The organism is Actinomadura pelletieri DSM 43383, assembly GCF_003634705.1.
Classification (GTDB): Bacteria; Actinomycetota; Actinomycetes; order Streptosporangiales; family Streptosporangiaceae; genus Spirillospora; species Spirillospora pelletieri.
This window is the reverse complement of the sequence record NZ_RBWU01000005.1, coordinates 117,307-136,581: the sequence shown is the minus strand read 5'-3', so window position 1 is coordinate 136,581 and position 19,275 is coordinate 117,307. Positions and strand designations below refer to the sequence as shown.

At 72.8% G+C, this 19,275-nt stretch carries 18 protein-coding genes and 1 pseudogene; 9 read left to right on the top strand and 10 right to left on the bottom strand.

Features of this window, described 5'->3' with window-relative positions; translation table 11 throughout:
• Positions 1 to 421 precede the first annotated feature (421 nt).
• Together BZB76_RS22435 and BZB76_RS35985 are read left to right on the top strand one after the other, a co-directional pair.
• Positions 422 to 1,831: an HD-GYP domain-containing protein gene (locus BZB76_RS22435; RefSeq protein WP_121436399.1), complete on the top strand. Its 1,410-nt coding sequence runs from the start codon at positions 422 to 424 to the stop codon at positions 1,829 to 1,831.
• An 11-nt stretch (positions 1,832 to 1,842) separates the two neighbouring features.
• Positions 1,843 to 3,198, top strand: coding sequence for an HD-GYP domain-containing protein (locus BZB76_RS35985; protein ID WP_121436859.1), 1,356 nt, complete (start codon positions 1,843 to 1,845; stop codon positions 3,196 to 3,198).
• 23 nt (positions 3,199 to 3,221) lie between these two features.
• On the opposite strand, the pseudogene BZB76_RS22425 reads toward BZB76_RS35985, so the two are convergent.
• From BZB76_RS22425 to BZB76_RS22400, 6 genes and pseudogenes are all read right to left on the bottom strand, one after another.
• Positions 3,222 to 4,595: pseudogene (locus tag BZB76_RS22425) on the bottom strand (bifunctional copper resistance protein CopD/cytochrome c oxidase assembly protein); the annotation flags it as partial.
• 450 nt (positions 4,596 to 5,045) lie between these two features.
• Positions 5,046 to 6,236 carry a cytochrome P450 gene (locus BZB76_RS22420; RefSeq protein WP_121436397.1) on the bottom strand — a complete coding sequence of 397 codons (1,191 nt, stop codon included), beginning with the start codon at positions 6,234 to 6,236 and terminating at the stop codon, positions 5,046 to 5,048.
• Positions 6,233 to 6,829 carry a GTP-binding protein gene (locus BZB76_RS22415; RefSeq protein ID WP_121436396.1) on the bottom strand — a complete coding sequence of 199 codons (597 nt, stop codon included), beginning with the start codon at positions 6,827 to 6,829 and terminating at the stop codon, positions 6,233 to 6,235. Before BZB76_RS22415 ends, BZB76_RS22420 begins: the two co-directional genes overlap by 4 nt.
• The gene (locus BZB76_RS22410) at positions 6,807 to 7,166 is read right to left on the bottom strand and encodes a DUF742 domain-containing protein (protein ID WP_121436395.1); all 360 of its coding nucleotides are present in this window, start codon (positions 7,164 to 7,166) and stop codon (positions 6,807 to 6,809) included. The genes BZB76_RS22415 and BZB76_RS22410 overlap by 23 nt, the downstream gene beginning before the upstream one ends.
• Positions 7,163 to 7,597, bottom strand: a complete 435-nt coding sequence (locus tag BZB76_RS22405) for a roadblock/LC7 domain-containing protein (RefSeq protein ID WP_246007116.1) — start codon at positions 7,595 to 7,597, stop codon at positions 7,163 to 7,165. Before BZB76_RS22405 ends, BZB76_RS22410 begins: the two co-directional genes overlap by 4 nt.
• Entirely contained in the window at positions 7,594 to 8,958 is a 1,365-nt protein-coding gene (locus BZB76_RS22400) for an ATP-binding protein (RefSeq protein WP_211343135.1), read from the bottom strand. Before BZB76_RS22400 ends, BZB76_RS22405 begins: the two co-directional genes overlap by 4 nt.
• 293 nt (positions 8,959 to 9,251) lie before the next feature.
• On the opposite strand from BZB76_RS22400, the gene BZB76_RS22395 reads away from it, so the two are divergent.
• Together BZB76_RS22395 and BZB76_RS22390 are read left to right on the top strand one after the other, a co-directional pair.
• Positions 9,252 to 10,181, top strand: a complete 930-nt coding sequence (locus tag BZB76_RS22395; RefSeq protein WP_246007115.1) for a helix-turn-helix domain-containing protein — start codon at positions 9,252 to 9,254, stop codon at positions 10,179 to 10,181.
• Positions 10,182 to 10,314: 133 nt separating this feature from the next.
• Positions 10,315 to 11,277, top strand: a complete 963-nt coding sequence (locus tag BZB76_RS22390) for a LysR family transcriptional regulator (protein WP_147449496.1) — start codon at positions 10,315 to 10,317, stop codon at positions 11,275 to 11,277.
• Positions 11,278 to 11,344: 67 nt separating this feature from the next.
• Here the strand turns inward: BZB76_RS22390 and BZB76_RS22385 are convergent, their stop codons facing one another.
• The 4 genes from BZB76_RS22385 to BZB76_RS22370 form a co-directional block, all read right to left on the bottom strand.
• Positions 11,345 to 12,142, bottom strand: a complete 798-nt coding sequence (locus BZB76_RS22385) for a hypothetical protein (protein WP_121436392.1) — start codon at positions 12,140 to 12,142, stop codon at positions 11,345 to 11,347.
• Between the two features lies 1 nt (position 12,143).
• Positions 12,144 to 12,710: a papain-like cysteine protease family protein gene (locus BZB76_RS22380; RefSeq protein WP_121436391.1), complete on the bottom strand. Its 567-nt coding sequence runs from the start codon at positions 12,708 to 12,710 to the stop codon at positions 12,144 to 12,146.
• 271 nt (positions 12,711 to 12,981) lie between these two features.
• Positions 12,982 to 14,196 (bottom strand): sensor histidine kinase, encoded by a 1,215-nt coding sequence (locus tag BZB76_RS22375; RefSeq protein ID WP_121436390.1) that lies wholly within the window; start codon positions 14,194 to 14,196, stop codon positions 12,982 to 12,984.
• Complete coding sequence (locus BZB76_RS22370; protein WP_121436389.1) at positions 14,193 to 14,849, bottom strand: response regulator transcription factor; 657 nt, start codon at positions 14,847 to 14,849, stop codon at positions 14,193 to 14,195. The genes BZB76_RS22375 and BZB76_RS22370 overlap by 4 nt, the downstream gene beginning before the upstream one ends.
• 169 nt (positions 14,850 to 15,018) lie before the next feature.
• On the opposite strand from BZB76_RS22370, the gene BZB76_RS22365 reads away from it, so the two are divergent.
• The 5 genes from BZB76_RS22365 (at position 15,019) to BZB76_RS22345 (ending at position 19,150) form a co-directional block, all read left to right on the top strand.
• Complete coding sequence (locus BZB76_RS22365; protein ID WP_121436388.1) at positions 15,019 to 15,561, top strand: hypothetical protein; 543 nt, start codon at positions 15,019 to 15,021, stop codon at positions 15,559 to 15,561.
• Positions 15,558 to 16,631 carry a peptidoglycan-binding domain-containing protein gene (locus BZB76_RS22360; protein ID WP_121436387.1) on the top strand — a complete coding sequence of 358 codons (1,074 nt, stop codon included), beginning with the start codon at positions 15,558 to 15,560 and terminating at the stop codon, positions 16,629 to 16,631. The genes BZB76_RS22365 and BZB76_RS22360 overlap by 4 nt, the downstream gene beginning before the upstream one ends.
• The gene (locus tag BZB76_RS22355) at positions 16,628 to 17,335 is read left to right on the top strand and encodes an ABC transporter ATP-binding protein (protein ID WP_121436386.1); all 708 of its coding nucleotides are present in this window, start codon (positions 16,628 to 16,630) and stop codon (positions 17,333 to 17,335) included. Before BZB76_RS22360 ends, BZB76_RS22355 begins: the two co-directional genes overlap by 4 nt.
• Positions 17,332 to 18,537, top strand: a complete 1,206-nt coding sequence (locus BZB76_RS22350) for an ABC transporter permease (RefSeq protein WP_246007114.1) — start codon at positions 17,332 to 17,334, stop codon at positions 18,535 to 18,537. Before BZB76_RS22355 ends, BZB76_RS22350 begins: the two co-directional genes overlap by 4 nt.
• Positions 18,538 to 18,598: 61 nt before the next feature.
• Positions 18,599 to 19,150, top strand: coding sequence for an antibiotic biosynthesis monooxygenase (locus BZB76_RS22345; RefSeq protein WP_246007113.1), 552 nt, complete (start codon positions 18,599 to 18,601; stop codon positions 19,148 to 19,150).
• Positions 19,151 to 19,275: the final 125 nt, after the last annotated feature.

Sequence of the window (19,275 nt, the reverse complement as noted above, 5' to 3'; positions counted from 1 at the left end):
TTCGTGCATGCCTGTGTGACCTTGCCGGTCCGCGTTAGGCTTGAGCCGAAATCAGCGACGGGAGCATGTGCATACCCGGGAATTCCGGGGTATGTGCACGGCCGGAAGCCTGGACCGTCCCGGTCCCGGTGACCGGCCGCGAGGCCGGACGGCCCGGTTCGCGGGGGGAGGCAAGGAGCCATGCTCAAGCGCGTGACGCCGGCGGAGACCGTCCGGCGCCGGAGCGCCTCGGCGTCGTCGCTGATGATGCCCGAGGGCGTGTCCTGGGTGTAGTGCCGGTAGGCACGCGTTCCGCCCGGTGGCCCGCCTTTCGTCACCGAACACCTTTCGTTTCCGGCGACCCCGCACCGGCCGCGCCCGCGCAGGCCGCGCCGTCGCGGAGACGCCGGAGGAAAGGCGTTCACTCCCCGAGGGGGCGGCAATGCGTGGACTACCTCTCGCTGCCTGGGCGTACGTCAGTGGCGTGGTCGCACTCGCGACCGGACTGATCGCGACGTCGTCCTTCACGGACATCGACTGGGCCGAACTCGCCGTGCTGGCCCTGCTGTTCCTCGTCTGCGACTCCGCGCCCGCCCGGCTGAACGTCGCCCGGGCCCGGGTGTCGATGAGCTTCGCCGCCAGCCTGGCCTCCGTCGTGCTGTTCGGCGCCGCCGGCGCGGCGCTGCTCGGCATCTGCGCCGTGGTCACCGGCCAGCGGTTCTTCGCACCGGTCAAACGCGTCTTCAACGGCGCGCAGCTCGCCCTCAGCGGCTTCGTCGCGGGAACGGTCTTCAACCTCCTCGGCGGCGACCGCTTCGACCCCGGGCAGATCCGCTGGGTCGAGAACGTCATCGGCCCGTTCCTCGGCGCCCTCGTCACCTTCGTCGTCGTCAACCTGACGCTGATGGCCGGGGTCCTGCTGCTCAGCCGGCAGGTCAAGCCGCGCGAGCTGCTGCACGAGTACGGGCAGCTGTCGGTCGGCTACCTCGGCTACGGCATGGTCGGCCTGCTGATCGCCGGGCTGTGGCCGCGCGTCGGGCCGTTCGCCGCCGTGCTCGTGCTGCTGCCGCTGCTCATCGCCCGGTGGGCGATGGACCAGGCGTACGTGCAGCAGCAGGCCCACGCCGCCACCCTCGCCGCGCTGTGCCAGGCCGTCGAGACCAAGGACTACTACACCCGCGGCCACTCCGAACGCGTCTCCCGCGGCTCGGTGATGATCGCGCAGGAGATCGGGATGCGCGCCGACCGGGTCGAGGCGATCCGCTACGCCGGGATGCTGCACGACGTCGGCAAGCTCGGCGTGCCCACCAAGGTGCTCCAGAAGAACGGTCCGATGACCGAGGAGGAGTTCGCCGCGATCCAGCTGCACCCGATGCGCGGGCTGCAGATCGTCCGGGAGATCGGGTTCCTGGACGAGGCGCTCGCCGGGATCATGCACCACCACGAGAAGATGAACGGCCGCGGCTACCCCATGGGCCTCGCGGGCGACGAGATCCCCGAGTTCGCCCGGGTCATCGCCGTCGCCGACGCGTTCGACTCGATGACCTCCACCCGCTCCTACCGGCCCGCCCGCAGCGTCGACGAGGCCGTGGCCGAGCTGCGCCGTTCCATGGGCGACCACTTCGACCCCGCGATGGTCGAGGCGTTCCTGCGGGCGCTCGACCGGGAGGGCTGGGAGCCGCCGCGTCCCGTCGTGCTCCCCGACGACGACATCGTCGAGACCACCCAGCAGGACCACGACGACCCGAGCACGCCCCTGCGCGTGGCCGGTGACGAGGAACGGCAGGAGCCGGGAGGCGGGGGAGGACGTCCACCCACGCGAGAACGGCCCGGCGACGAAGTGCGGCGGTGAACGGCGCCCCCATGAGCGGTGAGAGCCAGGTCCGGGAGCGGGCCGTATGGCAGCCGATCGACACCGGCCAGCTACTGCTGATCGCCACCGTCGGGCTGTTCGTCGTCGTCGCGCTCGCGCAGGTCGCGGCCGCCGGTCTGCGCCAGCCGGACGTCGCGATCATCTTCGGGGTGCTGATCGCGCTCGGCGAGCTGTTCCGGATGGTCATGCCCGGCAACCGGGAGGTCGCCCCGATCGCCGGAGCCGGGGCGCTGGGCTACGCGCTGCTGGTCGGCCTCGGTCCCGAGGGCGCCCCCGAGGACGCGCCGCTCGGCGTCGTCGCCGCCGACCACTCGGCCCTCCAGGTCGTCGCCGTCACCGCGGTCGGCATGCTGGTCGGCTCGCTGCCGCATGTCGCGGTCGGCCGGTGGCCGCGCCCCGACGCGATGGCGCTGCGGCTGTTCACCGTCGCGCTCGTGGCGCTGTGCTTCCGGCCCGTGCTGACCCTCGACCTGCCCTGGCAACTGCTGCTCGCCGTCATGAGCAGCGTCGTGATCGCCTCCTGCTTCACCGATGTGCTGATCGCCGCGGTGATCCGGGCGGAGGCCGTCCGGGTGCGGTTCGGCATCGCGCTGCGCGACGAGATCGAGGCGAAGATGGCGCTGTGCGCGGCGACCAGCGCCACCGCCATGCTGATCGCCGTGGCGACCACCGCGATGGGCGAGGCCGCGCTGCTGATCTTCACGCTGCCGATCCTGGTGACGCAGTTCGCCTTCCGCCGCTACGCCGGCACCCGCGCCACCTACCTGCAGACCGTCCGGGCCCTGTCCCGCGTCACCGAGGTCGGCGGCTATGTCGAGGCGGGCCACTCGCGGCGCGTGTCGCGGCTCGCGGTCGCGATGGGACGCGAACTCGGTATGACCGAGGAGGAACTGCTCGAACTGGAGTACGCGGCGCTCATGCACGACATCGGGCAGCTGTCCCTCGGCGATCCGATCCCCGGCGGCGCGACCGTGCTGGCGTCCCCGGCCGAGCAGCGGCGCATCGCCGAACTCGGCGCCGAGGTGATCAAACAGACCGGGGTGCTGGACCGGGTCGCGCATATCGTCCAGCTCTCGTCCCATCCGTACCGGACGGGCCGCGAGCCCGGCGCCGAGCCCGTCGCCGACGACACGACGGGGGAGGCCGCGAGCAGGCCGCTGCCGCCGCCGCTCGCCGGCCGTATCATCAAGGTCGCCAACGCCTACGACGACCTGGTCGGCGACTCCGCCGACCGCGACCGCGGCGCCGCCGTGCTGGAGCGGCTGAGGCTGGACTCCGCCGCCGAGTACGACCCGACCGTCGTGGAGGCGCTCAGCCGGGTCGTGGACCGCCTGCCCCGCCAGTGACGCCGCGTCAGCGTGACGGCGAGCGGGACGGCGACGGTGACGGTCGCGGCGACCGTCCAGAGGAGAAGTGCGCCCAGCCGCTGGTCGGCGAGGGGTGACGCGCCCCAGCGGCGGCCGAGGTCCTCGTACCAGCCGCCGTGGACGGTCCCGTCCCGCGTCAGCGCCAGCCCGGCGGCCACGTGCAGCGGCAGGACGAATGCCGGTAGGAGCGTCCCGGACGTCCCGTGGAAGTACGCCAGGCCGATGACGACGAAGCACACCAGCGCGAGCGAGTGCAGGGCATGGTTGGCGAGGGACGCCCCGAACAGCGGCGACACGGGAAACGCGTAGAGGCTCGACAGGAGCAGCGCGGACGCGGCGACCGGATGCGTCAACGCCCGAATCGCTCGGCTGCCCGCGACCCCCGCCAGCAGCTGCGGGCCCTCGCCCCGGACGGCCCGCAGCGCCAGCCGCAGCGGCGCCCCGTACAGCAGCAGCGGCGGCGCCACCACCCCGACCAGGACGTGCTGGACGGCGTGCGCGCTGAACAGGACCATGCTGTACCGGGAGATCCCCCCGCATGTCGCAAGGAGCAGGACGAGCAGCCCCGCGGCCCAGGACACGACGCGCCGCCACGGCCGGTCCCGCACCCGTGCCACGCCCACCCCGTACAGGACGGCGCCCGTCACGATCAGCACGAGGAACAGCGGGTCGATCCACCAGTCGACCAGGTAGCGGCCGGGACCCGCCGGGCCGGGCAGCCTGAAGCCGAGGCGCAGCGCGACGACGTCGAGGGTGCCCGGCGGGTTCTCGGGCGGCGGCGTGCGGGCCAGTCCCGCCGCGAGCGCCACCGTCGCCGCCATGATGAGGATCTCCACCGCGCCGAGCCGGACGAACGCCCGCGTCCCCGCTCCGTCCCCGAGCGCGGGGATCGTGACACGGCGATGCCACCGGCCGAGCGCGCCGAGGACGGCGAGCGCCACGAGCTTCGCCGCGACCAGCGCCCCGTACCGCGACCCGAGATGGAGACCGCCGAGCCGCACCCACGCGTTCACCGCGCCGCTCACCGCGACGACCGTGAACGACACCAGCGCCAGCGTGCTGTAGCGCTCGACGAGCCGTGCCAGCCCGCCGGGCACGTCCGGCGCGACGGTGACGAGGGCGACGAGCCCCCCGATCCACAGCGCCGCCCCGACGACGTGCGCGGCCAGGCTGTGGACGGCGAGCGCGTGGTGGGACGCGTCCGCCGCGTGCCCGGTGAACAGCGGCGGCAGCAGCCCGGCGAGCGCGCCCGCCAGGAGATGTCCGGCGTGGTCGGCGGCCGAGGGCCGGGTCGCCGCGACCGCCAGCGCGACCGCGACCGCGACGACGAGCAGCAACGCCCGGCCCTGCGGCAGTTCGATGAGGAACGTCCGCATCATGCCGGCGGTCACGCCGCCGACCCCGGTGCCGAACAGGTCCAGGACCGTGAACACGATCAGCGCGAGTGCGCTGAGGGCCCATGCCGACGCGGTGAGCGACACGGCGCGCAGGCAGCGACGTGCCGTCGGCGACGGCGCACGGACGAACACCGCCGCGACCAGCAGCCACCCGACGGTGAGGACCGCCGCGACGTTCACGCCGAGCTTCGCGACCGACAGCCCGACCTTCGTCAGCGCCCCCGCCTGTGACAGTCCCGGCGCGGCCGTGGCGCTGAGCGCCCCGCCGAGCCGCACCGCCAGCGCGAGGACGACCAGCGCGACCGCCGCCGCACCGATCGCGAGCATCGGCCCGGCGGCCGGGGGAGTCCGCCGCTCATCGGTCGCCTCTGTCGCCACGCGTGGACGTACGCACCGACCCGCCCGAACGGTTCAACGGCTGCTGCCGTTTCAGGGGGCGGGGGGAAACGTCACGGGGAGGGCGGCCAGGGCGCGGTGGAACGCGCCGGGCCGCCATTCCAGTTCGTCGACGGGTACGGCGAGTTCCATGTCGGGGAGCCGATCGAGGAGTTTCTCGATGGCGACCGACGCGATCAGCCGGGCGTGGTTCTTGGCGGGGCAGGTGTGCGGTCCGCCGGCGAACGCGAGATGCGCCCGGTTGCCCGTCCGGTTCTCCGTCGACCGGGACGGGTCGGTGTTCGCGGCCGTGTAGCTGATGATGACGGGCTGGTGGGCGGGCAGCCGGTACCCGTGGAAGTTCACGTCCTGGCGGGGGAACGTCGGCCCGTAGTTGGAGATCGGCGGGTCGGTCCACAGGATCTCGTCCAGCGCGTCCTCGACGGGCAGGCTGCCGCCGGACAGGTCGCCGAAGAACCGGTCGTCCGACAGCAGCAGCCGGACGCCGTTGGCGATGAGGGAGTTGGCCGGCTCGGTGCCGGAGGCGAGCAGCAGCCCGACCTGGTTCATCACCTCCTCCTCGTCGAGCCCGGCGGGATGCCGCAGCATCCAGGACGGCACGTCCGCGCCCGCCTTCTCGCTCTTCAGCGCCACCAGCTCCGTGGCCGCCTCGATGAGCATGGCGAGCGACGCCCCGGGATCGACGCCCTCGATCATGCCGGTCATGCCGCGTTCGAGCCGGTCGGCGATGTCACCCGGGCAGCCGAACAGCTCGGCGAACACCAGCAGCGGCAGGGGCCGGGTGTACTGGGCGATGAGGTCGGCCTCTCCGTCGCCCGCGAACGCGTCGAGGAGCCCGTCCGCGGCCTCCTCCACGTACTGGCGCAGCGCCGCCGGGTGGACGCGGGCGAGGCTGTCCACGATCGCCGACCGGAACCTGGCGTGCACGGGCCCGTTGGTGAACAGCGCGTTCGGCCGGGCCGCCAGCATCGGCAGGACGGGGCAGTCCGGGCCGACCTCCGCCTCCCACACCTCGCTGCACCGCGGGAACCGGTCCGGGTCGCGCAGGATCTCCAGGGCGGCGTCGTACCCGAGGACCAACGTCGCCGGGACGCCCGGCGCCAGTTCGACGGGCGCGAGGTCGCCGTGGGCGCGCAGCCGCTCGTAGACGCGTTCGGGGGTCTCGGTGAACTCCGGTCCGTACAGGGGGGTCCGGCTCTGCTCCTGATCTGTCGGGACGGTCACGTGCTCTCCGTGTCGAGGGTGAGGAGGTGGTCGACGAGTGAGATCAGCGCCTCGGTGGACGATCTGCGGTCGCGGGCGTCGCAGACGACCAGGGGGGTGGTGGGCGCGAGGTCCAGGGCCTCGCGGACCTCGTCCTCGGGGTAGGCGGGCGAGCCGTCGAAGTGGTTGACGGCCACGGCGTAGGTGAGGCCCTGCCGCTCCACCACGTCCATGATCGCGAACGACTGTTCCAGCCGGGCCGTGTCGACCAGGATCAGCGCGCCGAGCGCGCCGCGCGCGAGGTCCTCCCACAGCCGGGAGAAGCGCTGCTGGCCCGGGGTGCCGAACAGGTACAGGACGATCTCGTCGGTCAGGGTGAGCCGGCCGAAGTCCATCGCGACCGTGGTGGTCGTCTTGTCCCGGATGCCGGCGAGGTCGTCGACGGACGCGCCCGCCCGCGTCATCCGCTCCTCGGTGCGCAGCGGCCGGATCTCCGACAGGGTCCCGACGAAGGTGGTCTTGCCGACGGCGAAATGCCCCACGACGAGGATCTTGACGGCGGTGCGGACGGTGTCGCGCAGGTGGAACGTCTCAGAGGCGAGCGCGGAGTCCATCGAGCACCTCCTGAAGAAGCCGGACCTTCGACGACCGGGCCGCCGCGGACGCGCCCGCGCGGGTGGTGAGATGTCCGCTGTCGACCAGGTCGGAGAGCAGGACCTTGGTGACGCCGACCGGCAGGCCGAGATGCCCGGCGACCTCCGCGACCGACAGCGCGCCGCCGAGGCACAACTCCACGATCCGGACCTTCTCCGGGGACAGCCCCGTGCGCGGCAGGTCGCCGGTCGCGAACACGAGCGTGACGACGTCGAAGACGTTGCGGGAAGGGTGGGCGCGCCCGCCGGTGACGACGTGCGGCCGCACCAGCGCCCGCTCGTTCCGGCGCGGGGTCATGCGCGACGGTCCGTGACGGGACGCGGTGGACTGGTCAGCTCCTTGCCCAGCCGCTGCACCAGTTCCTGCAGCCGGAACGACACCGTCTCCATGTCCACGTGCTGGGTCGCCGACACCGCGAGGTAGGCGCCGGGCCCCGCGGCGACGAGGAACACGTACCCGTCGTCGAACTCGTTCACGGTCTGCCGCCACGTCGTGCCGGCGTCGCCGCAGAACTCGGCGGTGCTGCGGGCGAGCGACTGCAGGCCCGCCATGCCCGCCGCCTGCCGTTCCGCGTCGTCACGGCCGATCCGCTCGGAGTGCGCCATGAGCAGGCCGTCGGCCGACAGGAGGATCGCGTACCTCGTCTCCGGCATCCGCAGTGCGTCGTCCAGCATCCAGCCGAGCCGGTTCGTGCCGTCGTCCATCGCGCCGTTCCACCCCTCGTTCATGGCCGTTCGCCTTCCGTAGAAGGAGCGTCGAAGGGAGCGTCGGAAGAAGTATCGGAAGGAGCACGGTCGGCGGGTCCGTCGAGGTCGGGCGGCGTGGACGCGCGGCCGGACCGCGTTCCGCGCTGCCAGGCGCCGAGGCCCGCGGCGGTCTCCCGCGCCGGTCTGGGCGGCGGCTCGGCCGCGGCGTCGGGCGCGTCGGTCGTTGGCCGGGGAACCGCGGCCCGGGTCCGCTTGGGCAGACCACCCGCGGTGGACGGCAGGGACGGCACGGACGGCACGGCCGGGGCGCCGCCCGGCTCGGGGCCCGCCGCCACGGCCGGGAGGGACGCGGGCACCGGTTCGGGCCGCCGGGCCTCCGGGACGGTGGTGAGCAGCGCGTTCGGGACGAACACCACGGCCCGCACACCGCCGTACGGCGAGCGGCTGTCGACCGTCACGCGGAAGCCGTAGCGGGCGGCGAGGACGCCCGCCACCGCGAACCCGATCCGCGGCGGGTCGCCGAGCCGGTGCACGTCCACCGACACCTCCCCGGACAGCAGCTCCGACGCGCGTTGCAGCTCCTCGGCCTCCATCGCGACGCCCGCGTCGTCGACGATGACGGCGACGCCGTTGTGCGCGGGCCGGAAGTTGACCTCGACGGTGGTGTCGGGCCGGGAGTGCCGCGCGGCGTTGTCGAGCAGCTCGGCCAGCGTCAGCACGAGCGGTTCCACGGCCCGGCTCGTCACCGCGTTGCCGGCCGCCCCCTCCAGGTTGACGCGAAGGTAGTCGCGGATGCGGGAGGTCGCGCCGCGGACCACATCGCTCAGCGAGGACGCCGAGCGCTGCTGTCCCGGCCATGACCCGCACAGCACGGCGGTGGCCTGGGCGCGGCGGCCGAGCTGCGCGTTCATGTGGTCGATGCGGAGCAGGCCCTCCAGGACGTCGGGGTCGTCGTGGCGTTCCTGCATGGTGGTGATGGCGAGCTGCTGCTCGTTGGCGAGGCTCTGCACGGCGCGCATCATCGCCCGCAGCGTCGCCTTCGCGGCCTGGTCGGAGCGCTGCCTGACGCCTTCGGCCGATCCGGCGAACAGCTCCAAAACCGTCCGGAGGGCCTTGTCGTAGGCGGGCGCCTCGCGGGCGAGGTCGTGCAGGGGGCCGCTGACGTCCCCGCCGGGGTTCGTCAGGGACTCCATCAGCTCGGGCAGCCGGACGTCGGCCAGGTGCCGCAGCTCCTGCTCGCGCAGCTCGATACCGCGGGTCAGGGCCGCGTTCCGTTCACGGAGCACGGCGGACGCCCGCTGCTCGCGGACCAGCTGGACCGTGGCGGCGATGCAGGCGCCGGCCACGACGACGAACGCCGTCGCCAGGAGGAAGGGCTCCATCACATCCTCGGTGCACACGAAGTCGGGTGGAGGCGGACCGGCGTCGGCAGCCTCATGGCCGGATCGGGGGTGGGTTGCGGGCGTGCGGATGCGCCGCGGTTTCGGCACCGTAAGACGGAAATGCGCGTGCGCGCATGTGCGTGCGCGCAAAGATTTTGCGGCCGGACGCATCGGGTGATCACGCCCGCGCGGAGCGGCGTGTGGAGCCGCGTCCGTTCCCGGGAAACCGGCCTGATAGATATTTCTGGTCATATACGCTCTCTGGGCAGGTCGGATCGGTGGAGGAGCCTGCGGTGGACGACTTCCTCGGCGGCCCGGACCGGCGCGGGGACACCGCCTACCGGCTCGTTCTGTACCGGTCGGACGGCGGCGACCACATCCGGACGTCCGATTCCACGGAGGCCGCCTCCGGCCCCGACGACGCCCCCGAGCACGACCCCGGTCGGGCGCCCGACCGCACCCCCGGGGGCGGCGCCTACCGGTTCCTGCTGCCGCTCCACGGCGAGATGCTCATGCTCCGGGACGGCGCGGAGGCGCGGCTGCGGCCGGGCACCGGCGGGCTCGTCTCGTCGACCGCGCCCGTCCGGGTCGTCCCGCACCGGCCCGCGCGGGCGTTCGTCATGACGATTCCCGCGCACGAGGTGGACGGCCGGTTGCACGGCGTCGCCTCGCGCGCCGCGCCGCTCGCCGCCGACCTCGACCTGACGACCGGGCTCGGCCGGGTCGTCGCCGACATGGTCCGGGCCGTCGGCGAGGAGCACGAGACGCTCACCGCCCGGCAGTTCGACGCCGCCTGCGACCGGATCACCGAGCTGCTGTGCATCGTCGTCACCGACTTCGACGACGCGGACGGCGCCCGCCCGTCCGGGCCCGGTCATCTCGCCGAGGTCGAGGCGGTCGTGCGCCGCCATGTCCGTGCGCACGCCACCGACCCGGGGCTCACCGGCGCCGCGATGGCACAGGACCTGGGCTGGTCGCTGCGACAGATCCAGCTGGCGTTGCAGCGCGCCGGGACGACACCGCGCGAGCTGATCCGCGAGGAGCGGCTCCGGCTCGTCCGGGACCGGCTCCGCAACCCCCTGGACGGGGACGTCACCATCACCGACCTCGCGCACGCCACCGGGTTCTCCTCGGCGAGCGCGCTCAGCCACGCCTTCCGGCGCCGCTTCGGTGTCAGCCCGCGCGAACTACGGCAGCGGGACCGGCGGCGCGCCGCACGATGACGCCGGATTCGGTTGGCACGGATTTCCATATTGCGAAGGTTCGTGCGGGGTTAGCATTTCGAGTGAGTTGAGTTATACGGGGCGAAGACGGTACAGGAGCGCGCTCGTGGACCTCGGACCCCACCATCTCAGGATGATCGAAGCGATCGCCGCGACGGGCAGCATCAGCAAGGCCGCGGCCCGGCTCGGCCTCACCCAACCGGCGGTCAGCACGATGCTGCGGCGCGTCGAGACCCATCTCGGCGTGCAGCTGTTCGTCCGCTCTCCGGAGGGTGTCACGCCCACCCCGGTCGGCGCTGAGGTCGCCACCCGCGCACGCGCGGCCCTGGCCAGCATCGACGACCTCAACGCCGCCCTGGCGCACCGGATCCGCGACCCCTCCGCGATGCCGCTGCTGCGGGTCGGGGTGCAGGCCTGTCCGGCGCTGACCGGGCTCGGTGACCATCTCGGCGCGCTGTCACCGGTGTCGCGCCTGCACCTGCGGGTGGATCAGGGCGGTGGACGGATCCCCGCGCTCCTGGCCTCGGGCGCGCTCGACGTGGGCCTGTTCCATGAGCCGGTCGATCACGTGCCGCGTCCCCGCGACGCGCTGGAACGGCTCGTCCTCATCGAACGCGAACCGCTCCTCGTCGGCATGTCCTCGTCCAGCCCGCTCGCCGCGCGCATCACCGTGGACCTCGCCGACCTCGCCGACGAGGACTGGCTCGACGACCCGCTCGACGACGGGCCGTGGCCCGCCTACGTCCGCGGCGTGTGCGCCGGGGCGGGGTTCCAGCCGCGGGTGCGGTACTGGTCGAGCGACTGGCAGATCTCCTCCTCACTGATCCGCTCGGGACGCGCCATCGCCCTGTACCATCCGACGGCGCGGGCCCGCGAGGGGATCGCGTTCCGTCGCCTTACCGGCGATCCGATCGGCCAGCGCGTCGTCCTGGTGTGGCGCCCTGAGGCCGAACAGGCGGCGCGGCGGCTCCGCGCCGTCTTCAGCGACATCTACCTGGAACTCGTCCGGGCCCACCCGGTCTACAGCGACTGGTGGGACGCGCATCCCGAGGCGCATCCCGCGGTCCCGGTCACCGCGGGACCGGTCGGAGCGTGACCGGTCGCCGCGGGCCGGGACGCGGGTTCCGGGAAGGGGGGCGGTTCCCGGAACCCGCGCAGGGCGGCTAGTAGCTGCCCAGGCGGCGGCGCCGCGCCACGGCGACGCCGGCGGCCGCGGTGAGCGCGCCGCCCGCGCCGAGTGCCAGCAGCACGGGCGCCGCGCCCCTGTCCGGCGCCCGGTCGCCGACCCCGGTGGTCGGCGAGTAGCCGCCGAGCTGACCGGACCGCTGGTAGGCCGACCCCGGGAGCTTGTCGGCGTACCTGGTCTGGACGAGCTTCTGGTACGACCCGACCGTCATGCCCTTCCCGACCGACGTCTTGGCGGCGTCGTTCAGGCCGGTCACACGGCCGTCCTTCACCCGGTACCAGGCGCGGATCTGCGGCTCGGTGAACACCAGGCCGCCGTCCGCCATCGCCGGGTACGCGGACTCGTCGTTCCCGGAGATGATGTTCATGACGTTCCAGCTCTTGCCGGACTTGGTCAGCCACATCGTCGCCTGCTGCCCGGACGCGGACTTCGCGCCGACGGCGAGGTAGACGAAGTCGGCGACGGCCGCGTTCGGCGTGCCCTTCACGAACGCCGGGCTGAGGGAGTAGACGCGCTGGACGTCACCCTCCACCTTCGGCGCCTTGGCGGCGGCCGCGGCCTGCGTGACGGCCTGGTTCGTCGTCTGACCCTTCTGGTGCTGGTCGAGGTGGACGAAGAACGTCCCGAGCCGCTGCTTGACGGTCGCGGACGAGGCGACCTTGGCGGCGGCGGCCTCGTCGGCCGACGGCGGTCCGGCGGCCATCGCCGCGTTGCCGCCCAGCAGGACGGTTCCACCGATCAGAGCGGCAGCGGTGACCTTGGCGGTAGTGCGCATGTCAGGCTCCTACCTGGTACAGGGCCTGTCCCCAGCGGAACTGGCCGTTGCTGCGGTAGCTGCTGTGGCTCATCTCCGCGTACCTGGGGCTGGAGGGCCACGGGTCGCCGTAGGAGAGCGTCTGGCCGTTGTACCCGTAGATCACCTGGGCGTGGCCGCCGCCGGCGGTCCAGTAGATGCCGGTCTCGATCGGGCGCCTGCCGTCGATCTCGGTGACGACCTGCTGGTACGACAGCGGTCCGCTGACCGTGCCGGCGGACAGGCCGAGCTTGCGGAACGCCACCTGGTCCCATTCGAGGTAGCCGGGCTGGTTCGGACACTGGCCGCTCGACCGGTTCCTCGCCATGTTGCAGAACTCGTTCTGGCTGACGTTGCCCTTACCGTGGAACTTGGCGATCGTCAGTCCGCTGGCGGCCCAGCACCACTGGTTCTGTTCCTGGACGAGCTGTTGGATCTGCAGTACTCCGGCCGAGGCGACCCCGGTCGAGGCGAAGGTGGTGATGGCCACCCCCGCGATTCCGACCGCGAGCCGCCGGCGTGCCCGGGCGGGTCGGGTACGCGTTGTCATTGGCTTCCGCCTTTTCTCCCGGCGTCTTGTACGGCCTCTCGCGCGGGTGGTGCGCGTGCGTCATCCAGGGGGCTGAGGCGGTGCCTGGCCGCCACGGAAAACGGGGAGCCGCCCACCGGGCGTTCCCTCCCGGTGCCGGGGAGTTCCGGGGTGGGATCCCCGCGCGAGAGGCAGAGGGAACGCGATAAAAGTCTCATCCGTGGCCGAATCCGGGTAATGCCAATACGTCATAACGAGGGCTTATGTCCGGGCGGCTCAGGAACTTCGGGATTCAGGGCGCGGCGGCTCGTGGCAGGGTGACGGTGACGTCCAGACCACCGGAACGGCGGGGCGTGGCGGTGACGGTGCCGTCATGCGCGCGGATGATCGACCGGACGATCGACAACCCGAGGCCCGCGCCTTTCGCGGTGACGACCCGGTCGGCGTCCAGGCGCCGGAACGGTTCGAAGAGCGCGGGAATCTCGTAGGGCGGGATCACGGGCCCGGAGTTCGACACCTCCAGGACGGCGGAGTCCTGGCAGGCCCTGCACGACACCTTGACCCAGCCGGACGAAACGTTGTGGCGCAGTCCGTTCTCCAGAAGGTTCTGCACGACCTTTTCGAGAAGGAGGGCGTCACCTGTCGTTATGGCCTCGGCGGCGTCCGCCTCGACGGTGACGCCGGACTCCGCGGCCTCCCGGGCCGCCTGGGACGAGACATGCCCGACGATGTCGGCCAGATCCACCGGCGCCCGGCCCGTGATCTCGTTCTCCGAGCGCGCGAGCAGCAGCAGCCCGCCGATGAGACGCTCGTGCCGCGCGTTGATCTGCAGCAGGGTCTCGCCGAGCCGGACGACGTCCGAGGACGCCGACGCGCGGTGCATCGCGACCTCGACCAGCGCGCGGCCGAGCGTGAGGGGCGTGCGCAGCTCGTGGGAGGCGTTGGCGACGAACCGGCGCTGGCCGTCGAAGGACCGGTCGAGCCGTTCGACCATCGTGTCGAAGGCGTCGGCGAGTTCCCTGACCTCGTCGCGCGGCCCCCGCAGCGCGATCCGCTCGTGCAGGCCGCGGTCGGCGGCGGCCGAGCCGGCGATGCGGCGGGCGGTCTCGGTGACGCGGTGCAGCGGGCTCAGGACGCGTCCGGCGATGAGCCAGCCGAAGCCCACCGCGGCGCCGCCGACCACGCCGAGCGCGATGGACCCCTGCGTGATCAGCGAGGTGACGGCCGCGTCGTGCACCTCCTCGCGCTGCCTGCGCATCATCCGCTCCACCTCGCCCACGAACGCGGGGTCATCGCCCAGAATCCGCCGCCCCTGCGGCGTCGAGGGCGAGGTGGGTGACGTGGGTGACGTGGCCGGGGGATTGTTCACCTTCGCGATGAAGTTCGTGCCCGACCGCGACAGTTGCTGGTCGAACAGGGCGTAGGTGGCGGCGAGGAGCACCACCCCGGCGACGAAGAACAGACCGCCGAAGGTGAGGGTCAGCCGGGCGCGCAGCGAGAGCCTCATGGGATCCGGTACCCCGCTCCCTTGACGGTCTCGACGACGGGCGGGTCGGCCAGCTTGCGCCGCAGTTTCAGGACGGTGAGGCGGACGGCCCCGGTGAACGGGTCGGCGTGCTCGTCCCACGCCTTCTCCAGCAGCCGTTCGGCGGAGACGACGGCGCCGTCGGCCCGCAGGAGTTCGGCGAGGACGGCGAACTCCTTCCTCGCGAGCGGGACGTAGCGCCCGTCCCGGAACACCTCGCGGCGCGCCGGGTCGAGGGTGATGCCCGCGCGGCGCAGCGTCGGCGGCGCGGCGGGACGGCACCGGCGGCCGAGCGCGTGGACGCGCGCCGCCAGCTCGGGGAACGCGAACGGCTTGGTGAGATAGTCGTCCGCGCCGAGCCCGAGACCGTCGACCCGGTCGGTGATCTCCGCGGCGGCGGTGAGCATCAGCACCCGCGCCGCCGTCTCCCCGGCCACGATCTCGCGGCAGACGTCGTCGCCGTGCACCAGCGGAAGGTCGCGGTCGAGGACCACCACGTCGTAGTCGTTGACGCCGACGCGTTCCAGGGCGGAGGCCCCGTCGTAGGCGAGGTCGACGGCGTGCGCGTCGTCGCGCAGCCATTCGGCGATCGCGTCGGCGAGAAGCCGCTCGTCCTCCACCACCAGAACCCGCATCGCGCTCCTTCCCCAGACCTGCTCCGTCGTGATGGTGGCGGATCGCTTGTTTCGTTTCCGTTAGCCGGTGGCCGCCGCGGCGGGAAACGGAGGGGAAACACACGGGCCGGTTGCATCGCTTCTCGTCCGGTCGGAGCCGTTCCGGCCGCGAAGGCGAGGAGTGGGACACATGCGACTTCGAATTCTCGCGGCGCTGCCCGTCGCGCTGACCCTGGCGTTGACGGCCGGGTGCGGCGGTGACGACGGCGGCGAGGGGGTGGCGTCGGCGGAAGGCACGAAGGACGCCGGGACGAAGGGCACCGGTACCAAGGGGGGCGCGACCGGTGGCGGCACGAAGCTGAGCCGGGACGAGATGGGCGTGAAGTTCGCGCAGTGCATGCGCGAGAACGGCGTGCACATGGACGACCCGAAGCCCGGCGAACCCGTCCGGCTCATGATCAAGGACGTGCCCAAGGCGACCGTGGACAAGGCGATGGAGACATGCCGCCAGTACAACCCGCAGGCCAACGCCACCGGAGCGCCGGACCCGGCCCAGCAGGAGCGGGGCCGCAAGTTCGCCGAGTGCATGCGGCGCAACGGCGTCGAGAAGTTCCCCGACCCGAAGCCGGGCCAGCGCGGCATCATGATCGACAAGAGGACGGTCGGGGACGACCCGGACCTGGAGTCGGCGCAGCGCGCGTGCCAGGACGTCCTCCAGGGCGGGCGGAAGTGACGGGCCGCCTCACCCGGCCGCGCGTCGCGCTCGGCGTCGCCGTGCTGGTCGCGGCCGGGGGATTCACCTCCGTGGCGGCCTTCGCGGGCGGCGGCGGGTCCGGCGGCGGGACGGCCACCGGCCTGCCGCCCGGCACCACGAAGGTCACGAAACAGACCCTCAGGGACACCCGGACCGAGGACGGGCGGCTCGGCCACGGCCCGGCGCACACGGTGACGAGCCAGACGAAGGGCACCCTGACCAAACTTCCCGACAGCGGCGACGAGATCACCCGTGGGCACGAGCTGTACGAGGTGGACGGGGATCCGGTGGTGCTGATGTACGGGTCCAAGCCGTCGTACCGGCCGCTTCGGGTCGGGACGGAGGGCTCCGACGTGAAGCGGTTCGAGGCGAACCTCGCCGCGCTCGGCTACGACGGCTTCACCGTGGACGACGAGTACACCGAGGGCACCGCCGACGCCGTCCGGCGGTGGCAGGACGACATCGGCGTCGAGGAGACCGGGATCGTGGAACTCGGACGGGTCGCGTTCGCGTCCGGGCCGGTCCGGGTGGAGACCGTCCAGGCCGGCCCGGGTGAGCCGACGGCGCCCGGCAGGAAGGTCCTCGACCACACCGGCACCGCGAAGGCCGTCACCGTCGAACTGGACACCGCCGACCAGCGGCTGGCGAAGAAGGGCGCCGCGGTCGAGGTGACGCTCCCCGAGAACGAGACCGTCACCGCCGAGATCGACGAGGTCACCACGGTCATCAAGCCGGGGCAACAGAACGAGGACCCGACGACGAAGGTCGAGGTCACCATCTGGCTCGACTCGGCCAAGGCGAAGAAGGCCGCCGCCGCGTACGCGCTCGCCTCCGTCGACGTCACGTTCACCGCCGGGACGCGTGAGAACGTGCTGACCGTTCCGGTGTCGGCGCTCGTGGCGCTGCGGGAGGGCGGCTTCGGAGTCGAGGTCGTGCGCGGCGCCACGTCGTCCTATGTCCCGGTCGAGACGGGCCTGTTCGCCGACGGGAAGGTCGAGATCTCCGGGCGGGGCGTCGCGGCGGGCACCGTCGTGGGGGTGCCGAAATGATCAAACTGCGGGAGGTGACGAAGGAGTACTCCGGCGGCGTCCACGCGCTCGCCGGGGTGTCCCTGCACATCGACGCGGGCGAACAGGTCGCGATCGTCGGGCCGTCCGGCTCGGGCAAGTCGACGATGCTGAACATCCTCGGCACGCTGGACCGGCCTACCTCGGGCACCGTCCACATCGACGGGCACGATGTGGGACGGCTGGCGGACGCCGAGCTGTCGGCACTGCGGGCGAGCCGTATCGGTTTCGTCTTCCAGCATTTCCACCTGGCGGCCGGCACACCGGCGCTCGACAACGTCGCCGACGGCCTCCTCTACTCGGGGCTGCGCGCGGCGGTGCGGCGGCGCAGGGCCGTCGCGGCGCTGGAACGGGTCGGTCTCGGCCACCGGCTGCACCACGAGCCGCACGAGCTGTCCGGCGGCGAGCGGCAGCGTGTCGCGATCGCGCGGGCGGTCGCGGGCGAACCGCCGCTGCTGCTCGCGGACGAGCCGACCGGCGCGCTGGACACGGCGTCCGGCGACGGGGTGATGGAGCTGCTGCGCGACCTGCACGCCGCCGGCACCACCGTGGTGATCATCACGCATGACCGGGAGATCGCGGCGGGGCTGGCCCGGCAGGTCCGGATGCGCGACGGCCGCTTGGTAGCGGACACAGCGGACACAGCGGACACCGGGGACACGTCGCTCACCGGGGCGACGCCGTGACCGCCGGGGCGCTGCGACCGGCGCGGATGTGGCCCGGCGATGTCGTCCGGGTCGGCGCGGTCGGGTTGCGGACCCGTCCGATGCGGGCGTTCCTGTCGGCGCTCGGCATCGCGATCGGGATCGCGGCGATGGTCGCGGTCGTCGGTGTCTCGTCGTCGTCGCGCGCCGACCTCGACCGGGCCCTCGCCGCCCTCGGCACGAACGTGCTGACCGTGTCGCCCGGCAACACCCTGACCGGGGAGGAGGCACAGCTTCCCGTCGAGTCGGAGGCGATGGTCGCGCGGATCACGCCGGTGCGGGAGGTGTCGGCCATCGCCTTGCTGGACGACGCGAAGGTCTACCGGCACGGCAGGATGCCCGAGACCGAGACCAAGGGCATCGCGACCTACGCCGCCCGCACCGACCTGCGCGAGGCGACGGGGGCGCGGCTGCGCGGCGGTGCCTGGCTGAACGCCGCGACCGGCTCCTACCCGGCCACGGTGCTCGGGGCGACCGCCGCGGAACGTCTCGGGATCGGCCGCGCGGGACCGGACGTCCAGGTCCTCGTCGGCGGCCACCGGTTCACGGTCATCGGCATCCTCGACCGGGCGCCGCTCGCCCCCGAACTCGACTCCGCCGCGCTGGTCGGCTGGACGGCGGCGCAGGCGCGGCTCGGCTTCGACGGGCATCCGACGACGATCTACACCCGGTCGCGGGACGCGAACGTCGAGGACGTGCGGAGCGTGCTCGGCGCGACCGCGAACCCGGAGGCGCCGAACGAGGTGGAGGTGTCCCGGCCGTCCGACGCGCTGGCCGCGCGAAAGGCGGCGGGCGAGGCCTTCACCGGGCTGCTGCTCGGCCTCGGCGCGGTCGCGCTGCTCGTCGGCGGTGTCGGGGTGGCCAACACCATGGTGATCTCGGTGCTGGAGCGGCGTTCGGAGATCGGGTTGCGCCGTTCGCTCGGCGCGACCCGGGGCCAGGTCCGCACGCAGTTCCTCGCCGAGTCGCTGCTGCTGTCGGCGCTCGGCGGCGTCGGCGGCGCCTTTCTCGGCGCGGTGGTGACCTCCGGGTACGGGCTCTACCAGGGGTGGCCGATCGTCATCCCGGCGTGGGCCGTGCTGGGCGGCGTCGCGGCGACCCTGGTCATCGGCGCGTTGGCCGGGCTCTACCCGGCGATCCGCGCGTCGCGCCTGAGCCCCACGGAGGCGCTTGCGGCACCCTGATGCGCATGGACACGGCGGAACCGGTCAAAGTCGGGACATGCAGGAAGAAGACGGAGAAGCCGTGACAACGGTGCTCACCTGGGATGTCAGGCCCGGTCGGGAACGCGACTTCGAGGAGTGGGCCGCGGGCCTGCACCGGGCCGCGACCCGCTACCCGGGGCACCAGGGCGCGACCTGGCTGCGCGCCGAGGGGTCCCGCCACCGGTACTACACCGTGGTCAACTTCGCCGACCGGGAGCGGCTCGACGCGTGGCTGGGGTCCGCGGAACGCGCCGAGTGGATCGACCGGGTGCGCGGGATCGCGAAGGAGCATCACCGCGACACCACCGGCCTGGAGACCTGGTTCAGCCTGCCCGGCGAGTCGGTTCCGCCGCCGTCCGACCTCAAGATGATCGTCGTCACGTTCTGCGCCGTCTACCCGCTGAGCCTCCTCCTCCAGGCGTTCGTCACCCCGGCGACGCAGTCGTGGCCGCTGCCCCTGAAGGCCCTGACGTTCCCGGTCATCGTGATCCCCCTGCTCACCCTGTTCGTCATGCCCACGCTGAGCAGGCTGTTCAGGCGGTGGCTGTATCCGATCGGACGGACGCACCGTCCGGCGAAACCCGGCCGCTGACCGGCACCGACCGCGAAGCCGCACCACACGCGGGACCCGAACTCGGGACGCGACGCGCCGGAAAATTAGGCGCCGCCAGGACGGGTAAGGGGCTCGGAACGGTACCTCGGCGGGAGCGGACGATG